Source organism: Stenotrophomonas sp., from assembly GCF_032056425.1.
Classification (GTDB): Bacteria; Pseudomonadota; Gammaproteobacteria; order Xanthomonadales; family Xanthomonadaceae; genus Stenotrophomonas.
In genome coordinates this window covers 46,779-68,896 of record NZ_DAMBCN010000014.1, presented here as the reverse complement: position 1 = coordinate 68,896, position 22,118 = coordinate 46,779, and the positions used below count along the sequence as shown (strand labels likewise).

18 protein-coding genes are annotated in these 22,118 nt (G+C 67.5%); 16 read left to right on the top strand and 2 right to left on the bottom strand.

Annotated features, from left to right (window positions below):
• Positions 1 to 66 precede the first annotated feature (66 nt).
• A complete protein-coding gene (locus RTY46_RS11050; protein WP_108750497.1) occupies positions 67 to 1,005 on the bottom strand; it encodes a carbohydrate kinase family protein in 939 nt (312 codons plus the stop codon).
• 283 nt (positions 1,006 to 1,288) lie between these two features.
• Between RTY46_RS11050 and RTY46_RS11045 the strand changes: the two genes are divergently transcribed.
• The 8 genes from RTY46_RS11045 (at position 1,289) to RTY46_RS11010 (ending at position 11,784) form a co-directional block, all read left to right on the top strand.
• Complete coding sequence (locus RTY46_RS11045; protein ID WP_005419402.1) at positions 1,289 to 2,335, top strand: rod shape-determining protein; 1,047 nt, start codon at positions 1,289 to 1,291, stop codon at positions 2,333 to 2,335.
• Between the two features lie 122 nt (positions 2,336 to 2,457).
• A complete protein-coding gene (mreC, locus tag RTY46_RS11040; protein WP_312708392.1) occupies positions 2,458 to 3,519 on the top strand; it encodes a rod shape-determining protein MreC in 1,062 nt (353 codons plus the stop codon).
• Positions 3,516 to 4,001, top strand: a complete 486-nt coding sequence (gene mreD / locus RTY46_RS11035; RefSeq protein ID WP_312708391.1) for a rod shape-determining protein MreD — start codon at positions 3,516 to 3,518, stop codon at positions 3,999 to 4,001. The genes mreC and mreD overlap by 4 nt, the downstream gene beginning before the upstream one ends.
• 3 nt (positions 4,002 to 4,004) lie before the next feature.
• Positions 4,005 to 6,077, top strand: coding sequence for a penicillin-binding protein 2 (mrdA, locus tag RTY46_RS11030; protein WP_312708390.1), 2,073 nt, complete (start codon positions 4,005 to 4,007; stop codon positions 6,075 to 6,077).
• Positions 6,074 to 7,186 carry a rod shape-determining protein RodA gene (rodA, locus tag RTY46_RS11025; RefSeq protein WP_312708388.1) on the top strand — a complete coding sequence of 371 codons (1,113 nt, stop codon included), beginning with the start codon at positions 6,074 to 6,076 and terminating at the stop codon, positions 7,184 to 7,186. The genes mrdA and rodA overlap by 4 nt, the downstream gene beginning before the upstream one ends.
• Before the next feature lie 891 nt (positions 7,187 to 8,077).
• Positions 8,078 to 9,226, top strand: coding sequence for a lytic murein transglycosylase B (gene mltB, locus RTY46_RS11020; RefSeq protein ID WP_312708387.1), 1,149 nt, complete (start codon positions 8,078 to 8,080; stop codon positions 9,224 to 9,226).
• Positions 9,223 to 10,470: a septal ring lytic transglycosylase RlpA family protein gene (locus RTY46_RS11015; protein ID WP_312708385.1), complete on the top strand. Its 1,248-nt coding sequence runs from the start codon at positions 9,223 to 9,225 to the stop codon at positions 10,468 to 10,470. The genes mltB and RTY46_RS11015 overlap by 4 nt, the downstream gene beginning before the upstream one ends.
• Positions 10,471 to 10,569: 99 nt before the next feature.
• Positions 10,570 to 11,784, top strand: coding sequence for a D-alanyl-D-alanine carboxypeptidase family protein (locus tag RTY46_RS11010; RefSeq protein ID WP_312708383.1), 1,215 nt, complete (start codon positions 10,570 to 10,572; stop codon positions 11,782 to 11,784).
• Between the two features lie 202 nt (positions 11,785 to 11,986).
• On the opposite strand, the gene RTY46_RS11005 is transcribed toward RTY46_RS11010, so the two are convergent.
• On the bottom strand, positions 11,987 to 13,060 hold the full coding sequence (locus RTY46_RS11005; RefSeq protein WP_312708382.1) for a lipid A deacylase LpxR family protein: 1,074 nt from the start codon (positions 13,058 to 13,060) through the stop codon (positions 11,987 to 11,989).
• A gap of 341 nt (positions 13,061 to 13,401) precedes the next feature.
• On the opposite strand from RTY46_RS11005, the gene RTY46_RS11000 reads away from it, so the two are divergent.
• The 8 genes from RTY46_RS11000 (at position 13,402) to gnd (ending at position 22,027) form a co-directional block, all read left to right on the top strand.
• Positions 13,402 to 14,394, top strand: a complete 993-nt coding sequence (locus tag RTY46_RS11000; RefSeq protein WP_312708381.1) for a CsgG/HfaB family protein — start codon at positions 13,402 to 13,404, stop codon at positions 14,392 to 14,394.
• 169 nt (positions 14,395 to 14,563) lie between these two features.
• Entirely contained in the window at positions 14,564 to 14,842 is a 279-nt protein-coding gene (locus RTY46_RS10995; protein WP_108750506.1) for a DUF493 family protein, read from the top strand.
• The gene (lipB, locus tag RTY46_RS10990) at positions 14,830 to 15,540 is read left to right on the top strand and encodes a lipoyl(octanoyl) transferase LipB (RefSeq protein WP_312708380.1); all 711 of its coding nucleotides are present in this window, start codon (positions 14,830 to 14,832) and stop codon (positions 15,538 to 15,540) included. Before RTY46_RS10995 ends, lipB begins: the two co-directional genes overlap by 13 nt.
• Before the next feature lie 18 nt (positions 15,541 to 15,558).
• Entirely contained in the window at positions 15,559 to 16,569 is a 1,011-nt protein-coding gene (gene lipA / locus RTY46_RS10985) for a lipoyl synthase (RefSeq protein ID WP_108762914.1), read from the top strand.
• A gap of 226 nt (positions 16,570 to 16,795) precedes the next feature.
• The gene (locus RTY46_RS10980) at positions 16,796 to 18,973 is read left to right on the top strand and encodes a carboxy terminal-processing peptidase (protein ID WP_312708379.1); all 2,178 of its coding nucleotides are present in this window, start codon (positions 16,796 to 16,798) and stop codon (positions 18,971 to 18,973) included.
• Positions 18,974 to 19,192: 219 nt separating this feature from the next.
• On the top strand, positions 19,193 to 19,852 hold the full coding sequence (locus tag RTY46_RS10975) for a DUF2242 domain-containing protein (RefSeq protein ID WP_312708378.1): 660 nt from the start codon (positions 19,193 to 19,195) through the stop codon (positions 19,850 to 19,852).
• A gap of 2 nt (positions 19,853 to 19,854) precedes the next feature.
• On the top strand, positions 19,855 to 21,111 hold the full coding sequence (locus RTY46_RS10970) for a hypothetical protein (RefSeq protein WP_312708377.1): 1,257 nt from the start codon (positions 19,855 to 19,857) through the stop codon (positions 21,109 to 21,111).
• Between the two features lie 10 nt (positions 21,112 to 21,121).
• On the top strand, positions 21,122 to 22,027 hold the full coding sequence (gnd, locus tag RTY46_RS10965) for a phosphogluconate dehydrogenase (NAD(+)-dependent, decarboxylating) (RefSeq protein ID WP_312708375.1): 906 nt from the start codon (positions 21,122 to 21,124) through the stop codon (positions 22,025 to 22,027).
• Positions 22,028 to 22,118: the final 91 nt, after the last annotated feature.

Genomic DNA, 22,118 nt, shown 5'->3' with positions numbered 1-22,118 from the left:
GCCGTGCCGGGCCATGCCCGGCGTGTCGACCAAGGTCGACACCTACCCAGCGCATTGGCCCTTCGGTTACGCGTTCAGCGCGTAACCGAACTGCTGTTTGAACTGTTCGTTGAACTCATCGAAGGTGAAGCGCTGGTTCTGGGTGCCCGGGTGCTCGACCTTCAGCGCGCCCATCAGGTTGCCCATGCGGCCGATGGTCAGCCAGTCGTAGCCCTTCTGGATGCCGTAGATCAGGCCGGCGCGGAAGGCGTCGCCACAGCCGGTCGGGTCGACCACGCGGCGCTCGTGCGCCGGCGGAATGTCGTAGCTCTTTTCCGGGGTGTGGATCACCGCGCCCTTCGGGCCGCGGGTGGTGATGTAGGCCTTCACCCGGCTCACGATCTCCTTCTCGTCCCAGCCGGTGCGTTCCTGCAGCAGGTTCGACTCGTAGTCGTTCACCACCACGTAGTCGGCCTGCTCGATGAAGGCGCGCAGCTCCGGGCCGTTGAACAGCGGCATGGCCTGGCCCGGGTCGAAGATGAACGGAATGCCGTCTTCGTGGAATTCCTGCGCGTTCTGGATCATGCCTTCGCGGCCGTCCGGGCCGACCAGGCCCAGGGTCACGCCCGGCACGCCGCGCACGTGGTTTTCGTACGAACGCATCATCGCGCCCGGGTGGAAGGCGGTGATCTGGTTGTTGTCGTGGTCGGTGGTGATGAACGCCTGCGGGGTGAACAGCTCATCGATCACGCGCACGCGCGACAGGTCGATGCCCAGGCCTTCGAAGTATTCGCGGTAGGGGCCGAAATCCGAACCCACGGTGCCCATCGGGATCGGCTCGCCACCCAGCAGGTGCAGGTTGTAGGCGATGTTGCCGGCGCAGCCGCCGAACTCGCGGCGCATGCGCGGCACCAGGAAGGACACGTTCAGGATGTGCACCTTGTCCGGCAGGATGTGATTCTTGAACTGGTCCGGGAACACCATGATGGTGTCGAAGGCAAGAGAACCACAGATCAGAGCGGACATCGATGTAAGCCTATGCGGTGAATTTTGGGGTGGGCCGGCCCGCTTCGGCGGGCAAGCAAACGGCGCCCATGGGCGCCCGACGGCGCAAAGGTTACCCGCTGGTGCCGCTCAGGGCCAGAACCGGGTGATGCCCGATCAGGCCGAAAGCCTGTGAAGACGCGGGTTCAGCTAGTTTTTTCCTTGCTCGGCGGCAGGCGGGTTGCTAGGCTTGTCGGCCTCGATTTCTGCCCATTTTTTCGCCATCCCGCGGCGGGCACGACACCCCTCAGGACTCCTTCCTCAGATGTTCAAGAAACTCCGTGGCATGTTCTCCAACGACCTGTCCATCGACCTGGGCACGGCCAACACCCTCATCTACGTGCGCGGGCAGGGGATCGTGCTGAACGAGCCGTCGGTCGTGGCCGTGCGCCAGGACCGTGCCATTGGTGGCACCCGCTCGGTGGCAGCCGTAGGCGCCGAAGCCAAGCAGATGCTGGGCCGTACCCCGGGCCACATCACCACCATCCGCCCGATGAAGGACGGCGTCATCGCCGACTTCACCTACACCGAGGCGATGCTCAAGCACTTCATCAAGAAGGTGCACAAGTCCCGCGTGCTGCGCCCCAGCCCGCGCGTGCTGGTCTGTGTGCCGGCCGGTTCGACCCAGGTCGAGCGCCGCGCCATCAAGGAATCGGCCGAGGAAGCCGGTGCCCGCGATGTGTTCCTGATCGAAGAGCCGATGGCCGCTGCGATCGGCGCCGGCATGCCGGTCACCGAAGCCCGCGGTTCGATGGTCATCGACATCGGCGGCGGCACCACCGAAGTGGCGGTGATCTCGCTGAACGGCATCGTCTATTCGGCCTCGGTGCGCATTGGCGGCGACCGCTTCGACGAGTCGATCACCAACTACGTGCGCCGCAACCACGGCATGCTGATCGGTGAAGCCACCGCCGAACGCATCAAGGTGGAGCTGGGCTGCGCCTACCCGCAGGCGGAAGTGATCGAGATGGAAATCTCCGGTCGCAACCTGGCCGAGGGCGTGCCGAAGATGATCAAGATCAGCTCCAACGAGGTGCTGGAAGCCCTGCACGAGCCGCTGTCGGGCATCGTCAGCGCGGTCAAGCTGGCGCTGGAACAGACCCCGCCGGAACTGTGCGCCGACGTGGCCGAGCGCGGCATCGTGCTGACCGGTGGCGGCGCCCTGCTGCGCGACCTGGACCGCCTGATTTCCGAGGAAACCGGCCTGCACGTGCAGGTGGCAGACGATCCGCTGACCTGCGTGGCCCGCGGTGGCGGTCGTGCGCTGGAGCTGGTGGACATGCACGGCAACGAGTTCTTTGCGCCGGAATAAACCGTCCCGGCTGCTCCCGCCCGCAGCGCCCCTCCGGGGTGCGGCCTGCCCGCATGGGTCGGCCCGCACCGGCGGGGCGCCCGCATGTTTCCCTTCCGCCTTCTGCCAGTTGAATCGTTGACGTGCCGCCCTACGCCGGACCCCCCGTCGCTTCCCGTTCCGGTGATGCCGCCAGCCCGCTGCGGCTGCTGGCCTACCTGGCGCTGGCCATCACCCTGATCGTGCTGGATGACCAGGCCGGTTGGCTGGCGCGCCTGCGCGAACAGGCCAACAGCCTGGTGCAGCCGGTGTGGTCGCTGGCCGGCCTGCCCGGCAAGCTGGGCAGCCAGGTGAAGGACAGCGCGGCCAGCCATGGCCAGCTGGTGGCCGAGAACCGCGAACTGCGCAACCAGCTGCTGCTGGCCAATGCGCGCCTGACCCGCCTGCAGACCGCCGCACTGGACAACGCCCAGCTGCGCGAACTGCTGAACGTGGCCGAGCGCAGCGGGCTGGACGTGCAGCTGGCGCCGATCCTGGACATCGACCTGGACCCGGTGAAGCAGCGCCTGGTGCTCGATGCCGGCAGCCGCGAAGGCGTGCACGTGGGCCAGGCGGTGATCGACGCCGGTGGCCTGATGGGGCAGGTGATCAGCACCACCGGTGGCACCTCCACCGTGCTGCTGCTGACCGACCCCGACCATGCTGTGCCGGTCACCGTGGCCCGCAACGGCGTGCGGCTGATCGTCTATGGCCGCGGCGATAGCCTGGAACTGCGTGACATTCCGCTCAGCGCGGGCGTGGAAGTGGGCGATGAGATCGTCACCTCCGGCCTGGGCGGGCGTTTCCCGGCCGGCTTCCCGGTCGGCACGATCACCGGCCTGCGCCCGGACGATACCCACGCCTTCCTAGTGGGCGAACTGAAGCCGGCAGCGCAGCTGGATCGCGGTCGCGACGTGCTGCTCCTGCGCCCGGGTGCGGCGATTCGCTTGCCTGCGGCCAGCGAACCGCCACAGCCAAGTTTGCCTTCGGCAAACCAGGCTGCCGGGGGGGCATCCCACCTTAACCCCGCGCCGTCGGCGCGCCCCCTTCAACAAGAAGGGGGCTCTCCCCCAGCCGGCTCTACGGTGGCGCCAACGTCGGCGCCAGCATCGGCTCCGCCTGCAGCAACGCCCACCACACCCGCCGCGCAGGAGCCCGCACGATGAGCCGCCTGCGCGACAACCCGTGGGTGCTGCCGGCCAGCCTGGTGGTGGCACTGCTGCTGGGCCTGCTGCCGTTGCCGGTACTGCTGCAGCCGCTGCGCCCGTACTGGCTGGCGCTGGTGCTGGCCTACTGGGTGATCGAAGCCCCCGAGCGCGTGGGCCTGGGCGTCGCCTTCGCCAGTGGGGTGGTGGCCGACCTGCTGTACGGCGGGGTGCTGGGCGAACAGGCCCTGCGCCTGGTCATGCTGGCCTTCATCCTGCAGCGCTTCCGCGCCCGCATCCGCTTCTTCCCGATGTCGCAGCAGATGCTGGCCATCGGCGGCCTGCTGTTCAACGACCGCATCGTCAGTGCGCTGGTGCACATCGTGGTGGACGAGCCGACCCTGCCGTGGTCCTACTGGTGGGCACCGCTGCTGGGCATGGGCCTGTGGCCGCTGGTGTTCGTGCTGCTGGATGCGGTGCGCTTCGGCAAGCGTGGGCGCTGAACCATGATCCCGCGCCGGCAGGTCAAGAACCCGCACGCTGAAGCCGAACAGTTCCGGCGCCGCGCGGCGCTGGGCTTCCTGGGCGTGCTGGTCTGTCTGCTCGGCCTGGGCGGCTGGTACTTCAAGCTGCAGGTGCTGGACCACGACATCTACGCCACGCGTTCGGAAGCCAACCGCATCAAGCCAAGGCCGGTGGTGCCAGGGCGCGGCATGATCTACGACCGCAATGGCCGCCTGCTGGCCGAGAACGTGCCGGCCTTCCGCCTGGACGTGACCCCGGACAAGGTGAAGGACATGGACGCCACCCTGGAAGGGCTGGCGAAGATCATCAGCATCAGCCCGGAAGAGCTGGAAGCGTTCAACAAATCGCGCAAGGCGCGCCGCAAGTTCCTGCCGGTCACCCTGAAGCTGCGCATGACCGACGAGGAAATGGCGCGGTTCGCCGTGGACCGCTGGCGCTTCCCCGGCGTGGAGCTGGAACCCTACCTGACCCGCCGCTACCCCTATGGTGACCTGTTCGCGCACATCATCGGCTACGTCGGCCGGGTGGACGACAAGGATCTGGAAATGCTGGGCGAGGGCAATGCGGCCCTGACCCACATCGGCAAGTCCGGCCTGGAGCGCTATTACGAGCACGAACTGCGCGGCAAGGTCGGCTACGAGCAGGTGGAAACCAATGTGCAGGGGCGGGCCATCCGCACCATCGGACGGGTGGCCGCGCAGTCCGGTGCCGATCTGCGCCTGTCCATCGATGCTGACCTGCAGCGCGCCATGGTCGCCGCCTTCGGCGAGCAGGAAGGCTCGGCCGTGGCGATGGACCCGCGCACCGGTGAAGTGCTGGCGATGGTCAGCCTGCCGTCCTACGACCCGAACCTGTTCGTCAACGGCATTTCCCATGCCGACTTCAAGGCGCTGAACGAGAACCCGTCGCGGCCGCAGTTCAACCGCCTGGTGCTGGGCGGCGTGGCCCCCGGTTCCACCCTGAAGCCGTTGATCGGTCTGGCCGGGCTGGATTCGGGCGTGCGCCGGCCGGAAGACAAGGTGCTGTCCACCGGCATGTTCTACCTGCCCGGCACCAGCCGTGGCTGGGGCGATTCGCATCGTGGCGGCCATGGCTGGACCGACCTGCGCAAGTCGATCGCGCAGTCGGTGAACACCTATTACTACAAGCTGGCGCTGGACCTGGGCATCGAGCGCTTCGACCATTACATGGAGTACTACGGCTTCGGCGCGCCGACCGGCATCGACCTGACCGGCGAAATCGGCGGCATCCTGCCGTCGCCGGCCTACAAGGCCAAGAGCCGCAAGGAACGTTGGTACCCCGGCGATACGGTCAACATCAGCATCGGCCAGGGCGACTGGAAGGTTACCCCGCTGCAGCTGGCGCGCGGCGTCAGTGCGCTGGCCGATGGCCAACTGCGCACCCCGCACCTGGTCATGCAGCAGCGCGCCGGGTTTGACAACGACTGGGTGTCCACCGAAGCCGGGCCGAGCAAGCCGGTCAGCCCCAATCCGAACAACGTGCAGGCCGTGCGCGAAGGCATGATGGCCACCATGCAGCCCGGCGGCAGCGGCGCGCGGGTGGCCGCCGGCGCGCCGTACACCATGGCCGGCAAGACCGGCACCGCGCAGGTGATCAGCCGCAAGGGCACCGCGGCGGTGAACCCCAAGAGCCTGCCCATGCACCTGCGCCACCGCGCGCTGTTCGTGGGCTTCGCGCCGGCCGAACAGCCGGTGATCGCGCTGGCCATTGCCGTGGAAGGCGGCGGCTACGGTGGTTCGGCCGCGGCGCCGATCGCGCGCAAGATCTTCGATGCCTGGCTGCTGGGCAAGATGCCCGAAGGCATGCAGCCGCTGGACAGCGAGCGTGGCACCACCGCCATCGGCACCACCGCTTTCGACAATGAAGACGTGAACGCGCGCCCGGCCGGCGATGCCGCCGCCGCGCTGCTGGCCGAACTGCCGGTGCTGGTGGGCGTGCCCGCTCCTGCGCCTGCGCCTTTGCCTGGCCCCCCCACACCGGCCGCGGCCGCACCCAGCGCGCCGCGCCCCCCTGCCGCCGAGGCTTCGCGATGAGCGTGTTCCTGCGCTGGGCCGGCGACATGCTGCGCCGCTTCTTCAGCACCCTGGACTGGGTGCTGTGCCTGGCCCTGGGTGCGTTGATGGCAATTGGCCTGGCCACCCTGAAAAGTGCCGGCGGCGACACCCTGGTGATGGCGCAGGGTGCCCGCTTCATTGTCGGCCTGGCTGCGCTTTGGGCCATTTCGCGCGTGCCCATCCTGCGCATCCGTTCGGCCACACCGATGATCTATGCGATCTCGATGATTCCGCTGCTGGCCGTGTTCGTGCTGGGCACCGGCAAGTACGGGCGGCAGTGGCTGGACCTGAAATTCTTCTACCTGCAGCCGGCCGAACTGCTGAAGGTCAGCCTGCCGATGATGGTGGCCTGGTACCTGCACAAGATGCCGTTGCCGCCACGTTTCAACACCGTGCTGATGGCGCTGGTGATCATCGGCGTGCCTACCGGCCTGGTGATGTTGCAGCCCGACTTCGGCACCGGCGTGCTGATCGCGGCCAGTGGCGTGTTCGTGCTGCTGCTGGCCGGCCTGCCGTGGTGGTGGGTGGGGCTGGGCGTGGGCGGCGTGGCCGCGGTGGCCCCGGTGGCCTGGTTCTGGCTGCTGCGGCCGTACCAGAAGGACCGCATCATGATGTTCCTGGACCCGGAAATGGACGCCCTGGGCGCTGGCTGGAACATCATCCAGTCGAAGATCGCGATCGGTTCGGGCGGCTTCGACGGCAAGGGCTGGGGCGAGGGCTCGCAGTCGCACCTGAACTTCATTCCCGAACAGACCACCGACTTCGCCTTCTCGGTGCTGAGCGAAGAATTCGGCTGGATCGGCGTGGCCACCGTGCTGGCGCTGTACCTAGTGGTGATCGGGCGCTGCCTGTGGATCGCCAGCCAGTCGCGCGATTCCTATTCGCGCCTGCTGGCCGGCGCTACGGGCCTGGCCTTCTTCGTCTACGTGCTGGTGAACGGCGGCATGATTTCCGGCCTGCTGCCGGTGGTGGGCGTCCCCATGCCGCTGATCAGCTATGGCGGCACCTCCGCCGTATCGCTGCTGGCCGGCTTCGGCCTGGTGATGGCCGTGCGCAGCCACAACCCGGTGCATGGCGGCTACGGCTGACACCCCTGGGGGTCGGTCCCTCTCTCCGGGGAACGGGATCTGACCCCGATGCATGACGCTGCTCGACGGCGCTTTGCCTTTGCGCGTAGCAACGACAGTACTCGACGGCGCTTTGGCTCTTGCCGCGTACCGTCGATGGTGCCCGACTGCGCTTTTGCCTTTGTAGAGTCGAGCTTGCTCGACTGCTTTGCGCTAAAAGCAGTCGAGCAAGCTCGACTCTACGAACAGCCAAACGCGTTGGTCCTACGGGATTGCAAGCCCGTGTCACCCGTTGTCGATGGCCCCGCATGTTTCGCACGCCGCGCCCGCCGCACCAATGAGGAAAGTCTGAAAGTCGAATTCGTCAGAAGTGCGCCGCACGATGCACCCATAGTGGCGATAGCGACACGACGCGCCGCTCGAAACCGCCGCCATTCCCCGGCGTTCGCCGCCTGAATCTGCGCAAATCCGTTTCTGTAAGCGTTTGCGTAATCCCGCGTGAACACCCGCTCGCTGACGAAGTTCCAATAAAAGTGCGGCGGCAATCACACTTTGACGCGATGTTGATCTTGATCAATAGACTTGTCGCAATCGGCCTGCACAATGGCGGCCCGTTCGGCACGGCGCGCCATCCTTGATGCAGCGCGAGGGGCGCCGGGCGGGAAAGCAGTACTGATCCAACGGGTACAGGGAGCGCGGAGCACTGCCACTGGGGAGCGGCAGCCGCGCAGGTACCGACCGGATCCGGTCGCCGGTTGCGTCTGCGGGGATGGGGGCGCAACCGGCCACCTCTGTTTCTGAATGCGGCAGGTCACTCACACCGTTTTCACAAAAGCGTCTGCCTGCAGGCAAATCGTTGTGATTCATGGTGTTAGGGGTTTTAATTCATCCATGACCTGCTAACCTGCGGTGATGATTCGACGCACTCTGGCCTGCATGCTCACCCTCGGCCTGGTCGCCTGCGCGACCCAGCCGCCGTCCCCACCGTCGTCTCCGCAGGCCAGCAGTTCACCGCGCCATCCGGCGGCCAGCAAGCCGCAGGGTCCGGCCGAAGCCGCGCCGGAAGCTGCCGCCAGCACTGCGCCGCCGGTGGATCTGACCCCGGTGCCGTTCGCAACTGCACGCGCCAATTTCATTGCCGATACCGCCAAGCGCTACGGCCTGGCACCGCAGCAGATCAGCGCCGTGCTGGACCAGGCGCAGGTGCGCCAGCCCATCATTGCCGCCATGGCCCGCCCGGCCGAACGGGTGAAGCCGTGGAACGAATACCGGCCGATGTTCATCAGCAAGGCGCGCATTGATGGCGGCCGTGCGTTCCTGGCCGAACACCGTGCCGAACTGGACCGCGTGCAGCAGCGCACCGGCGTGCCGGCCGAAGTGATCGTGGCGATCATCGGCGTGGAAACCAGCTACGGCAGGAACGCCGGCAACCATCGCGTACTGGATGCGCTGTACACCCTGGCGTTCTATTACCCGCGCAGCGGCGATCCGGCCAAGCTGGAACGCGAAGTGCGCCGCGAACTGTTCTTCCGCGATGAACTGGCCAAGCTGTTCGAACTGGGCCGCGAAGAAAAGCTGGACATCACCACGCTCAAGGGCAGCTACGCCGGGGCGATGGGCATGGGCCAGTTCATGCCGTCCAGCTATCTGGATTACGCCGTGGACGGCAACGGCGATGGCCGCCGTGATCTGTTCACCAGCTACGACGATGTGTTCTCGTCCATCGCCAACTACTTCGTGAAGAAGGGGGGCTGGGTGCGCGGTGGCCCGGTGGTGGTGCCGGCCACGCTGGCGCCGGGTCGCGAGGCATTCAATCCCACCGAGTGGATGCCGACCTGGTCGCTGGCTGACTTGGCGCAGCGTGGCTACCAGCCCAGCGCGCCGGTCCCGGCGGGCGCCACCGCCACCCCGATCACCCTGGAAGGCAGCACCGGCAAGCAGTACTGGCTGGGCTTCCAGAACTATTACGCCATTACCCGCTACAACCTTTCGAAGATGTACGCGATGGCCGTGCACCAGTTGTCGCAGGCCATTGCCGGACAGGAGCTGCCCCCGGCATGAACATCAGATGGCTGGTTCCCGCACTGGCAGTACTCGCACTGGCGGCGTGCAGCAGTGCGCCGAACAAGCCCAGCGCCGGCCACGGTGGCAAGGTGCCGGGCACGGTGGTGCAGGGCAAGGGCAGTCGCCCGGCGCACTGCCCGGACGGTTCGCCCTATGCCGCGGCCACTGAAGACCTGAGCACGCGCGGCAACTACACCGCCGGTGGCCTGTACAAGCCGGGGGTGAAGGACAGCACGCCCAGCTACGTGCCCAACGTGGCCTGCATTCCCGAGCCGGAAGTGACCGCGGTCGAGCGCTCGGCCATCGGCAACAAATCGCCCTACGTGGTGCTGGGCAAGTCGTACAAAGTGCTGGACGACACCCATGACTATGTCGAGCGCGGCACCGCGTCGTACTACGGCGCCAAGTTCCATGGCCGCCTGACCTCCAACCGCGAGGTCTACGACATGTACCAGTTCACCGCCGCGCACAAGACGCTGCCGCTGCCCAGCTTCGCCCGCGTGACCAACCTGGACAACGGCGAATCGGTGATCGTGCGCGTCAACGATCGTGGCCCGTTCCACGATGGCCGCGTGGTGGACCTTAGCTACGCCGCCGCCGTGCGCCTGGGCATCACCCAGCGCGGCACCGGCAATGTGGAAGTGCGCGCGCTGCAGCCGGGCGAAGGCAACCTGCTGGCGCAGAAGCCGTCGCGCCGCGAGCGCCGGGCGGCCGAAGCCGCGGCTGCCAGCGCGGTGGCGTCGGCACGCCCGACTGCCGCGCCGCGCGCGGCCGCGCCCAGCGACATCGACCGCCTGGTGCAACGCCTGCCCAGCGATGCCACGCCCGCGCGTGGCCAGCCGGCCACCACCCAGGCCGCCAGCAGCACGCTGCCGGACGTGGCAGTGAGCGCGCTGCCGCCCAGCGCGCCGGCACCGCGTGCGCCGGTGGCCGCCGCCGCCCCGCGCGCCGCTGCCGCACCGGTTCGCAGCGCGCCGACCCCGGCGCCCACGCTGTCCCAGCAGGTAGTGGGCGCAGTGATGGTGCAGGTGGCCAGCTTCTCCAGCCGCGACAACGCAACCCGCGCCATGGGCCAGTTGAACGCGGCCGGCATTGTCGGCGCCACCATCAGCGACATTGCCGCCGGTGGCCGCACCTTGTTCCGCCTGCGCGTTCCCGCCAGCGACCATGCCAGCGCCGCGGAACTTGTCGGCCGCATCGCGGGTCTGGGCCTGGGCTCGCCGCAGATCGTCAAAGACTGATTCGCCCAAGGCCGGCGCTGCCGGCCACCGCCCCGTCGGCCTTACAATGGCCGCTTCGTACCACCCTCCATCCTGGCCGTCCCTGGAGCCTGCTGTCCCATGAATTTCCGTTCCGCCGCCACCGCCCTTGCCGCCACCCTGGTGGTGGGTCTGGCCTCCGCCCAGACCCCCCTGCCGACCCCGGCCGCCCCGGCACCCGCCGCCGCCGCGCCGGTCACCGTGGCCACGCCGCCGGCCCCGGTGCCGACCGTTTCCAAGGCGTGGGTCCTGATGGATTACGCCACCGGCCAGGTGCTGGCCGGCGAGAACGTGCACGAAGAGCTGGCCCCGGCCAGCATCACCAAGGTCATGACCTCCTATGTCATCGCCGCCGAGGTCAAGAACGGCAAGGTCCGTGCGGATGACCAGGTGATGATGAGCGAGCGCGCCTGGCGCGAAGGCGGTGCGGGCACCGACGGCAGCTACAGCGGCTTCCCGGTGAACCAGACCGCGCGCCTGGAAGACATGGAAAAGGGCATGGCGATCCAGTCGGGCAACGACGCCGCCATCGCCCTGGCCGAGCACGTGGCCGGCAGCGAGGAAGCCTTTGCTTCGCTGATGAACAGCTATGCCGCCAAGATCGGCATGAAGAACTCGCACTTCGTGAACGCCCACGGCCTGACCGCCGAAGGCCACCACAGCACCGCCTACGACCTGGCCCTGCTGGGCCGGGCGATGGTGCGCGATTACCCGGAAACCTACGCTTACAACAAGATCAAGGAATTCCAGGTCGGCAACATCAAGCAGCCCAACCGCAACCTGCTGCTGTGGCGCGATGGCAGCGTGGACGGCATCAAGACCGGCCACACCTCCGAGGCCGGCTACTGCCTGATGAGCTCGGCGCAGCGTGGCGACCAGCGCCTGATCGCGGTGGTGCTGGGGGGGGCGTCGGAAAAGCAGCGTGCCGATGACAGCCTGGCCCTGCTGAACTGGGGCTTCCGCTTCTTCGAAACCCACCGCCTGTACGAGCCGGGCAAGGCCGTGGCCGAGCACAAGGTGTGGAAGGGCACCACCGACAAGGTGCAGCTGGGCGTGGCCCAGCCGATGCTGGTGAGCGTGCCGCGCGGCCGCTACAACGACCTGAAGCCGAGCATCGACGTGCCCAAGACCCTGGAAGCCCCGTTCACCGCTGGCCAGCAGATCGGTACCGTGAAGGTCACCCTGGACGGCAAGGTGGTGGCGGAAGCCCCGCTGGTGGCCGTGGCGGCTGTCGAACAGGCCGGCTTCTTCAAGCGCCTGTGGGACAGTTTCTGGATGTGGTGGGAATCGGAATGATCCACGCCGCGGTGTGGTGAATGAAAAGGCCGGCGAAAGCCGGCCTTTTTCGTGGATTTCCGCCGGGCATGGCCCGGCGCTACGCCGTCGTCGGTAGCGCCGGGCCATGCCCGGCGGAATGACGCCCCGGTTACAGCGAGCGATTCAAACCGGTGTGCCGACCAACGGTCGGCACCTACCCGCTTCACCATCAGCCGCTTGCTTACAGCGAGCGGCTGATGGTGAAGCTGCCGAACACCGGCGCTTCGCGCTGGCCGTCGAATTCGCGGGTGCTGTGGTAACGGGCCAGGGCGAATTTCCAGCGCCCCTTCATCACCGCCAGGCCGTAGCCGCCCAGCGCCACGAAGTTGCGCTTGTCCACGCTGTGGCTGTTGCGGAAGGTGTTGCCGTCCAGGGTGATATCGCGGATTACCCACGAGGCATCGGTGGTGGCGAACAGGTGCCACGACCAGCCCGCCGGGCGGCCGCCGCGGGTCGGGGCCGTGTTCTCGCCGGCCGGGCGCAGCGGGGTGCTGCCGAAATCATCGGGCAGCTTCCAGCCGAACCGCACTTCGGCACCGGCATTGGCGTGGGTGGCCAGGTTACCGAGCGCACCGCCGTAGTGGGTGATCGCATCCCAGCCCCAGCCGCCCGCGTTTTCAGTGGCATCGCGCGGCCAGCGGCGCATGCGTTCATGGGTCAGCATGAACACCGGTTCGTTGTGCAGCTGGTTGTCCCAGCCCTGGAATTTTTCGTCGCCCAGCACGTCGTGCACCGCGTTCTGTACCTGCTTGCCCTGCGCCCATGGGCCCACCACGCCCAGTGCCAGCTGGGTGGTCTGCAGGCGGTCGCCGCGGCGGGCGTTGTAGCCGAAGCTGGCGATCAGCACGCCGGCATAGGGCCGATCGTCTTCAATCAGGTCCTTCCGGGTGAAATCGGTGGGGGTGAAGATGCCCTGGGCCAGGCTGAAGATCATGTTCTGCTGCTCGAACTCACCCGGGTGCAGGCGCTCCAGGTGGCGGTTCACCCAGCGTGCCAGCTTCGGCAGGCAGGGGTCGTCGGTGTAGTCCACCAGGTTGGGTGACACCAGGGTGAGCTGGGCGCCATTGGTGTAGCCCTGGTCCTGGTCCTTGCCGCCGAACAGATCGTTGTCGACGCGGAAGTTCACCTGTGGCGGGTGGTCGCGCATGGCATCCGGGCCGCACTGTTCGGCGGCCTGCGCGGAAAGGGGGAAGGTGGCAGCAAGCAGGCCCGACAGCCCCAGGGCTGCGAGACGGTGTTGGGAAGGGGAGCTCATCGGGTGCGGGTTCTTTTGTCGTTTTATGCCGCGACACGGTACAACCAGGCAGCGTCGGAAACGACCACATGACGCTCACATGTCTGTTCCGAAAACAACGTTGTCCCACTGACACAGTCATATGGGGCGGGGGCGCGGCCGGGACGGCGACCGCGCGGGAGGGGGAGGGCGCGCGCGTCGTCATCTGCACGGCTTATCTGCTGCGGTTGTGGCGTGGCGTGGGGGCATGCCATATCTCCTTCGCCGACGCCTGAGGGGGGCGTCGCAACGGATGCGGGTCCACGACCCTTTCTCAACCCATGGAATGTGCTTCGCCGTCGGCGAAGTGCTGGATGACGAACATGAAGAAATTGAATTCGCTCCCTCCTGCGATGGCTTGCGCGCTGCTGGGCGGTGTTCTGCTGGCGGTCAGTGCCCCGGCGTCGGCCGGCCTGCGCGACAGCTTCGCCAGCAGCCGTACCTCCGCCCAGCAGCAGAGCAGGAAGGGCCAGGCCGAGATTCCGGTCTGCGCCAAGCCGCTGGGTTCCATCTCGGTGATCGAATCGGAAGATACGGTGAACTGGTGGACCGGCCAGCAGCTGCAGGCACCTTCGAAGCTGATCAAGGTATTCGTCAACAAGTCCAGGTGCTTCACGCTGGTCGATCGTGGCGTCGGCATGGCGGCGGCCCAGGCCGAGCGCGCGCTGGCCAGCGACGGCCAGCTGCGCCGTCGCTCCAACATCGGCAAGGGCCAGATCCGTGCCGCCGACTACGTTCTGGTGCCGGACCTGATCTCGCAGAACAGCAACGCCGGCGGCTCTGCCATCGGGGGCCTGGTGGGCGGCCTGATCGGCGGCAAGGCCGGTTCGGTGGTCAGTGGCCTGAATTTCCGCAGGAAGACCGCAGATGTGACCTTGACCCTGACCGACGTGCGCTCCTCCGAGCAGGTCGCGGTTGTTGAAGGCAACTCCAGGAAGACTGATCTGGGCTGGGGCGCCGGTGGCGGTTTGTTCGGCGGGGGCGGTATTGGCGCGATGGGCGTGGGCGGCTATGCCAACACCGAAATCGGCCAGGTGATCACCCTGGCGTACCTGCAGGCCTACACCAACATGGTGACCGAGCTGGGCGGCCTGCCGGCCAATGCCTCCGCCGCCAATGCGGGCCAGGCCGTCACCATGCTGAAGCCTGGCCGCCTGCTGGCCAACGCCAAGGGCAGCGGCGCGCCGGTACGCGCGCTGGAGCCGGGCATGCTGCTGTACCCCACCGGTGTGAAGGAAGGCACCATGTGGGAAGTGGAAGACGAAATGGGCAACAAGGGGTGGGTCAATTCCACCCTGATGGAAACGGCCAAATAGGCCGCCGGCGTGCCGGCGTCGGGCCGGCACGCGTTGCCTGCCGGGGCCGGCCCGGCAGGCTGGGCCTGTCCAGTAAATGCGCCCCCCGCAACGCAGCGGCTCGCCGGTGCCGCTCTCGACTTTGATGAATACTCTTGGGTTTGTTGCCTTCCGGCCCGATAATGGGCCCATGGAAATCAAGTCCGACAACCCCGACCACGGCTTCCAGTTCCCCGGTCAGTTCGAGCTCAGTGCCATGGGCGCCGCCAACCGCGGCCTCGAGCACGAGCTTCCGCGCCTGTTGCAGGCTGCGGGCATCACCGTGGTGAACGAGCGCATCAGCTGGAAGCATTCGACCAACGGCAAGTATGTTTCGGTCCGCCTGGTGTTCCAGGCCGAGAACCGTGAACAGTACGACGTGGCCCATGAGGCGCTGCGTGGCCACCCGGAAGTGAAGTGGACGGTGTAGCCGCCAGCTGCCCGGCCGACGCCGCCCCCGAAAACCGCCCGGCGCGCCCGGCGGTGGTCCGTGACCTGGGCCGCCAGGCCTATGAACCGGTCTGGCGCGCCATGCAGCGCTTCACCGACCAGCGTACGGACGACGACGCCGACGAACTGTGGGTGGTCGAACACGATCCGGTGTTCACCCTGGGCCAGGCCGGCAAGGACGAACACGTGCTGGCCCCGGGCGATATTCCGGTGCTGCACGTGGACCGTGGCGGCCAGGTGACCTACCACGGCCCCGGCCAGATCGTGGTCTACCCGCTGCTGCGCCTGCCGCGGCTGGGCATTGGCGTGCGCGACTACGTGTGCCGCATTGAACAGGCCATCATCGACACCCTGGCCGACTGGAACATCGGCGCCGAGCGCCGTGATGGCGCGCCCGGCGTGTACGTGGGGGCGGCCAAGATCGCCGCGCTCGGCATCCGCGTGCGCCGCGGCTGCACGTTCCACGGCCTGGCCTTCAACGTGTCGATGGACCTGGAACCCTTCCACCGCATCAATCCCTGTGGCTACCAGGGGCTGCAGGTGACCTCGGTGGTAGACTTGGGCGGTCCGTCCGGGATGGACGCCGTCAAGCCGGTGCTGCTGGACAACCTGGCCCGCCAGTTTGGCCTGCTGCTGCAGCCCACGCCCGAACTGCCCGATCTTTCTGCGGCCGCCTGACCGCCCCCCGGAACTGCCATGACTGAGACCACCGCCCGCACCATTCCCCTGCAGATCGTGCAGGCCGACCTGCCGACCGCCGCACCGTTGCAGGTGGGCGTGAAGCAGATGGGCGGGGACAAGATCAACCGTTCGCCGGTGCAGTTCGCCGATGCTCCGGTGCTGCGCAAGCCGTCGTGGATCCGCGTGCGCATTCCTTCGGGCAATGCCGTGCAGAACCTGAAGGCCAAGCTGCGCGAGAATCGTCTGGTGACGGTGTGCGAAGAAGCCAGCTGCCCGAACATCCATGAATGTTTCGGCCACGGCACCGCCACCTTCATGATCCTGGGCGAGGTCTGTACCCGCCGCTGCTCGTTCTGCGACGTGGCTCACGGCCGCCCCAAGCCGCCGGACGCCAACGAACCGGCCAGCCTGGGCCAGACCGTGGCCGACATGGGCCTGAAGTACGTGGTGGTGACCAGCGTCGACCGCGATGACCTGCGCGACGGCGGTGCCCAGCACTTCGTCGACTGCATCACCGCCATCCGCGAAAAGTCCCCGGGCACCCGCATCGAAGTGCTGACCCCGGACTTCCGTGGCAAGGGCCGCATGGAGCGCGCGCTGGAGATCCTGGCGCAGAACCCGCCGGACGTGTTCAACCACAACATCGAAACCGTCCCAGACCTGTACCGCAACGTGCGCCCCGGTGCCGATTACCAGTGGTCGCTGAACCTGCTGAAGAACTTCAAGGCGCAGCACCCGTCGGTGCCGACCAAGAGCGGCATCATGCTGGGCCTGGGCGAGGAATTCGAGCAGATCAAGGCCACCATGCGTGACCTGCGCGCCCACGACGTGGACATGATCACCATCGGCCAGTACCTGCAGCCGACCGCCCACCACCACCCCGTGCTGAAGTACTGGACGCCGGAAGACTACAAGGCGCTGGAAGACTACGGCTACGAACTGGGCTTCAGCCACGTGGCCTCCGGCCCGATGGTGCGCTCGTCGTACCACGCTGACGTGCAGGCCAAGGGCGCCGGCGTCCGGTAAGCGGCCGCCCCCTGACTCAGGGGGCTCTCCACCCGACGCCATCGGCAATCTGACGGTCGGCGTTCCGGGGGACGCTTCCCAGCCATTCACAATTTGCTACACCGGCCCGGCTAGGCTGGATTTCCACTGATCGTGGGCGGATGACAAATCCGGCAACTTTCGGCACTGTCGTGGTGTCTGAGCACCGCGCAGTCTCCCCCTTGGCAAGCCGCCCTTGAGCACGTTCATGAAATTCAAAGCCCCCGCATTCCTGATGGCCCTGGCGCTGGTAGCGCCGCTGGCGCTGGCGGCCAAGACCGATTCGCCGGCCTTGCCGGCCGCGGCGACCGCCGACCAGGTGACCACCTCCAAGCTGGTCTACGGCCTGCTGTCCGACAGCCGCTACGCCTACCGGCCGCGCGCGCTGGACGAAGCCACCGCCAAGGATGTGTTCAAGCGCTACCTGGACACCCTCGATGGCGGCAAGCAGTACTTCACCCAGGCCGACGTGACCCGGTTCGCGCCGTTCGAGGCCAACATCGCCAACGCCATCCGTGGCGGCGAGATGGAACCGGCTTTCCAGGTCTTCGCCGTGTACAAGCAGCGCGTGGGCGAGCGCGTGGCGTACGCGCGCAAGCTGCTGAAGCAGGAGCCGGACTTCACCACCGACGAGCGCTTCGAGTACGACCGCAAGGACGTGCCGTGGGCCGCCAGCAACGCCGAGCTGGACGAGCTGTGGCGCAAGTCGGTCAAGAATGACTGGCTGCGGCTGAAGCTGGCCGGCAAGAAGTCCGACGACATCCGCAAGACGCTGGACAAGCGTTACGCCACGATGGAAAAGTCGGTGAACGAGCTGAAGGGCGAAGATGTCTTCCAGTTCTTCATGAACGCCTACACCAGCGCGGTCGATCCGCACACCGATTACTTCACCCCGCGCACGGCCGAGAACTTCAACCAGGCCATGTCGCTGTCGCTGGAAGGCATTGGTGCCCAGCTGCAGCGCCAGGACGACGTGGTTGTGATCCGCGAGATCATCGCCGGCGGCCCCGCGGCCGTGGACGGCACGCTGAAGCCGGGCGACCGCATCGTGGGCGTGGGCCAGGGCAAGTCGGGCACCATCGAAGATGTGATCGGCTGGCGCATCGACGATGTGGTGGCCAAGATCCGCGGCGCCAAGGACACCCAGGTCAAGCTGGAATTCATTCCGGCCGAAGAAGGTGCCGACGGCAAGCATCACACTCTGGTGCTGACCCGGCAGAAGGTGCGCCTGGCCGAGCAGGCCGCCAAGGGCGAGACCATGACCATTCCGGGCAAGGACGGCGAGCCCGAGCGCAAGGTCGGCGTGATCAAGCTGCCGACGTTCTACCAGGACTTTGAAGGCCGCCGCCGCAACGCCACCGATTACGCCTCGGCGACCCGCGACGTGGCCAAGCTGCTGGCCGGTTTCAAGAACGACAAGCTGGACGGCGTGGTGCTGGACCTGCGCAACAACGGCGGCGGTTCGCTGGACGAAGCCATTGAACTGACCGGTCTGTTCATCGAACAGGGTCCGGTGGTGCAGGTGCGCGAATCCGGCGGCCGGGTCACGGTGAACAACGATCGCAACCAGGGCGTGGCCTGGGACGGTCCGCTGGCCGTGCTGATCAACCGCGGTTCGGCCTCGGCCTCGGAAATCTTCGCCGGCGCCATCCAGGATTACGGTCGTGGCCTGGTGATCGGTGAGACCACCTTCGGCAAGGGCACGGTGCAGAACATCGTCGACCTGGACCGTTGGCCGAGCGGCGAAACCCAGCGCTTCGGCCAGGTGAAGCTGACCATTGCCCAGTTCTTCCGCATCAGCGGCAGCAGCACCCAGCACAAGGGCGTGGTGCCCGACCTGGCCTTCCCGGCCAGCGTGGATGCCACCGAATTCGGCGAAAGCACCTACGACAATGCGTTGCCGTGGACCCGCATCGCCGCCGTGCCGCATACCCAGTACGGCAACTTCGCACCGCTGCTGCCGAAGCTGGAAACCCGCCACGACACCCGTATTGCCACTGACAAGGAATTCCAGTGGTGGAACGAGGATGTGCAGCAGTTCCGCACGGAGGCCGCGAAGAAGTACGTGTCGCTGAACGAGGCGACACGCCGTGCCGAGCGCGAGCGCCAGGATGCCCAGCGCAAGGAACGCCAGGTGATCCGCAAGGAACTGGGGCTGGCCCTGGATCCTCTGGCTGACGACAGCAGCGATGACGGCCTGACCGGCAACGAGCGCGACATCGTGAAGGATGCCGCCCGCGAGAAGGCTGCCGAGAAGCGCCCGGACCCGCTGCTGCGTGAATCGGCGGCGATCCTGGCCGACGCAGTGAACCTGCTGGAAAGCGACCGCCCGCTGTCGGCGCAGGTGCTGCCGCAGTCCACCGGCGTGGGCCGCTGGGCTGACTGATCGCACCGCGCTGTGATACCCGACGGGGCCGGCAATGCCGGCCCCGTCTGCGTTCGGCGGTCGCGCGTCGGCGCCCTGGCGGTAGCGCCGGGCCATGCCCGGCGAGCGCAGCGGCCTGAAGATCGATGCATGAACCGGCAGCAACGGGCCGGCCGTCCTCGACCCGCCGCACACGGCGCCGGGTCTACCCTTGGGGCTTCCGTTCTCGCAGGAGCACCCATGCGGGCCCCGCGCTTCCGTTTCCCCCTGCTGGCGATGGCCGGTACCTTGGCTCTGGCCGGCTGTGGCACTCGCGCCGCCGACAACGCGCTGCTGCGCGAATCCTTCGATTCGGGCGACACCTTCTCGCGCACCGTCGATGGCCGCCCGGCCGAGGCCTGCGAAGCCGCCCGCCGCACCCTGCTCAGCCAGGGCTACGCGATTGCCCGCGCCGACGACGGCCAGGTGGAGGGCAACAAGAACTTCCAGCCGCGCGAAGACGACCACGAGCAGCTGGTGCTGCGCATTTCCTGTGCCCCGCGCGGCGCCGACCAGGCGCTGGTGTTCGTCAGCGCGGTGCAGGACCGCTACGCACTGAAGAAGAGCCCGACCTCGGCCAGTGTGGGCGTGGGTGCACTGGGCTCGGTGTCGCTGCCGTTCGGCAGCAACGACGATTCGCTGGTGAAAGTGGCCAGCAGCACGATCACCGATGCCGATTTCTACCGGCGCTTCTTCCAGCGCCTGCAGCAGTACCTGCCGGTGGCGGCAGCGAAACCCGCGCCGCCGGCCGCCAGCGCGCCGGAGCCGGCGCCAGTGCCTGCTGCGGCGCCCGCCGCCCAGCCTGCGCCACCCGAACCCATCCCGGCCGATGCGCCGGCGCCGGCGGCGGTCCAGGGCTGACGGTGCGCAGGCGGGCGCTGGTACTGGGCCTGCTGCTGGCCGGGCCGCTGGGCAGCCACGCAGCGCCGGCGGTGGACTGCACGCAGGGCCTGCTGCAACGGTTGGGCTGGCGCTTCGAAACCACCGCGCTGGAAGCGCCGGACATTCACGGCGGGCCGGTATGCCAGCGCGCCTCGCTGGCCGATGCGCAGGCTGCCGGCGACCTGCGCGTGCGCTGGTCCGCGGATCTTCCCGAGGCCGCGCGGCAGGCGCTGCTGCATCAGCTGATGGACGACCCCGCCACGGTGTGTGCGTACAGCTTCCTTCTGGGCGCCGCCACCCGCAGCGCCACCCAGGCGCTGCAGGACAATCCCGGCTTCCGCTTCTCCGGCCTGCAACTGGGATGGATCGGCTTCGGCGCGGGTGGCGCCCCGGCCCAGGGCTGGCAGCGCACGCGCAGTTTCGGCCGTGGGTATGTTCCGCAGGGCAGCAACAGCGCAGCCCTGCAGGCCTTCCAGAACGGCCGGGTGCGCGCCGAATGCGGGGTGGGCCGGCAGGTGGCACAGCTGGCCAGCCAGCGCGCGCTGTATGGCGATGCGGCCTTCGATGCAGAGTTCAGCCCGGACGAACTGTCCATCGGCACCTTCCTGGGCCTGCATGCTACCGACAGCATCCTGCTGGGCGCACACGCCGGCGACTTCGTGGCCGACGGCAAAGCGGTGCGCGCGTCGGCACAGGGGCGGCAGGCCTTCATGGGCCTGCCCGGCTTCATTGAACACGTGGACGACAAGGCGCTGCTGGATGATCTGAACAACCAGGCCGAGAACTTCGTGGTGGTGGATGTGGGCGCCGACGCTGCGCAGGCGCTGGCCGCCCACGGCGGGTTTGCCTGGTACGACCAGCGCAACGCACAGCTGTGGCGGTTGGCGCAGGGCATTCCGCGGGTCGGCCGGCGCTACTTCGAGCGGCTGCTGTACGAACGCGATCCGGCGCTGCGCGCGCAGCTGGCACCGCGCTACCGCCCCACCCTGGAACGCATGGACCAGTTGCTGGACGATCCGTTCTACCAGCAGTTCGTGATCTATGTGCACCCACGCGGTATACGTCCCATCGGCTACCACATCGTGCGCCTGCTCGACCGGAACCCGCGTACCGCGTTTTCCATCGACCTGGCGTTGCACAATCTGCATACCACGCTCTACCGGCGTTGGCGCCAGGCGCAGCTGCGTGCCTGCGCGACGACCGGCCGGCCAGGCAGCCTGACTTCCGACAACAACTGAAGGTGAAACAATGGATATTGCAATGATCGGCCTGGGCCGCATGGGCGCCAACATGGCCCAGCGCCTGCATCGCGGCGGCCACCGCGTGGTGGGTTACGACCCCGGCGAAGGCGCGCGCCAGCGCGCGGCCGAGGGCGGCCTGCAGGTGGTCGATTCGCTGGCCGCCGCGGTGGCCGCGCTGCCGGTGCCGCGCGTGGTGTGGCTGATGGTGCCGGCCGGTGAAACGGTGGACCAGACGCTGGGCCTGTTGACCCCGCACCTGGCTGAAGGGGACATCGTGATCGACGGTGGCAATTCCAACTACCAGGACTCGATGCGCCGCGCCAAGGCGCTGGCCGAAGATGACCTGGGCTACGTGGACTGCGGTACCAGTGGCGGCGTGTGGGGCCTGCAGGAAGGCTACAGCCTGATGGTGGGCGGCGATGAAGCGGTGGTCGAGCAGATCGCGCCGCTGCTGCGCACGCTGGCGCCGGCCGAAGACCGTGGCTGGGGGCGTGTCGGTCCGTCCGGTGCCGGCCATTTCACCAAGATGGTCCACAACGGCATCGAATACGGAATGATGCAGGCCTATGCCGAAGGCTTCGCGCTGATGGAGCGCAAGGACGAGCTGCAGCTGGACCTGGCCCAGGTGGCCGAAGTGTGGCGCCACGGCAGCGTGGTGCGTTCGTGGCTGCTGGACCTGAGCACCGAAGCGCTGAAGCGCAATCCATCGCTGGATGGCATCGCCCCGTACGTGGAAGATTCCGGCGAAGGCCGGTGGACCGTTGCCGAAGCGATCGCATTGGACGTGCCGGCGCCGGTGATCACCCTGTCGCTGCTGGAACGGCTGCGCTCGCGCGAATCCAACTCGTTCACCGACCGCCTGCTGTCGGCCATGCGCAACGAATTCGGCGGCCACGCCATCAAGAAGTCGTAAGCCATCGGGGTCGGATCCCTTTCCGCAGGAAAGGGCTCTGACCCCATGGTGCAGAAGCCAGTCGAGCATGGCTCGACTCTACAGGGGGGCA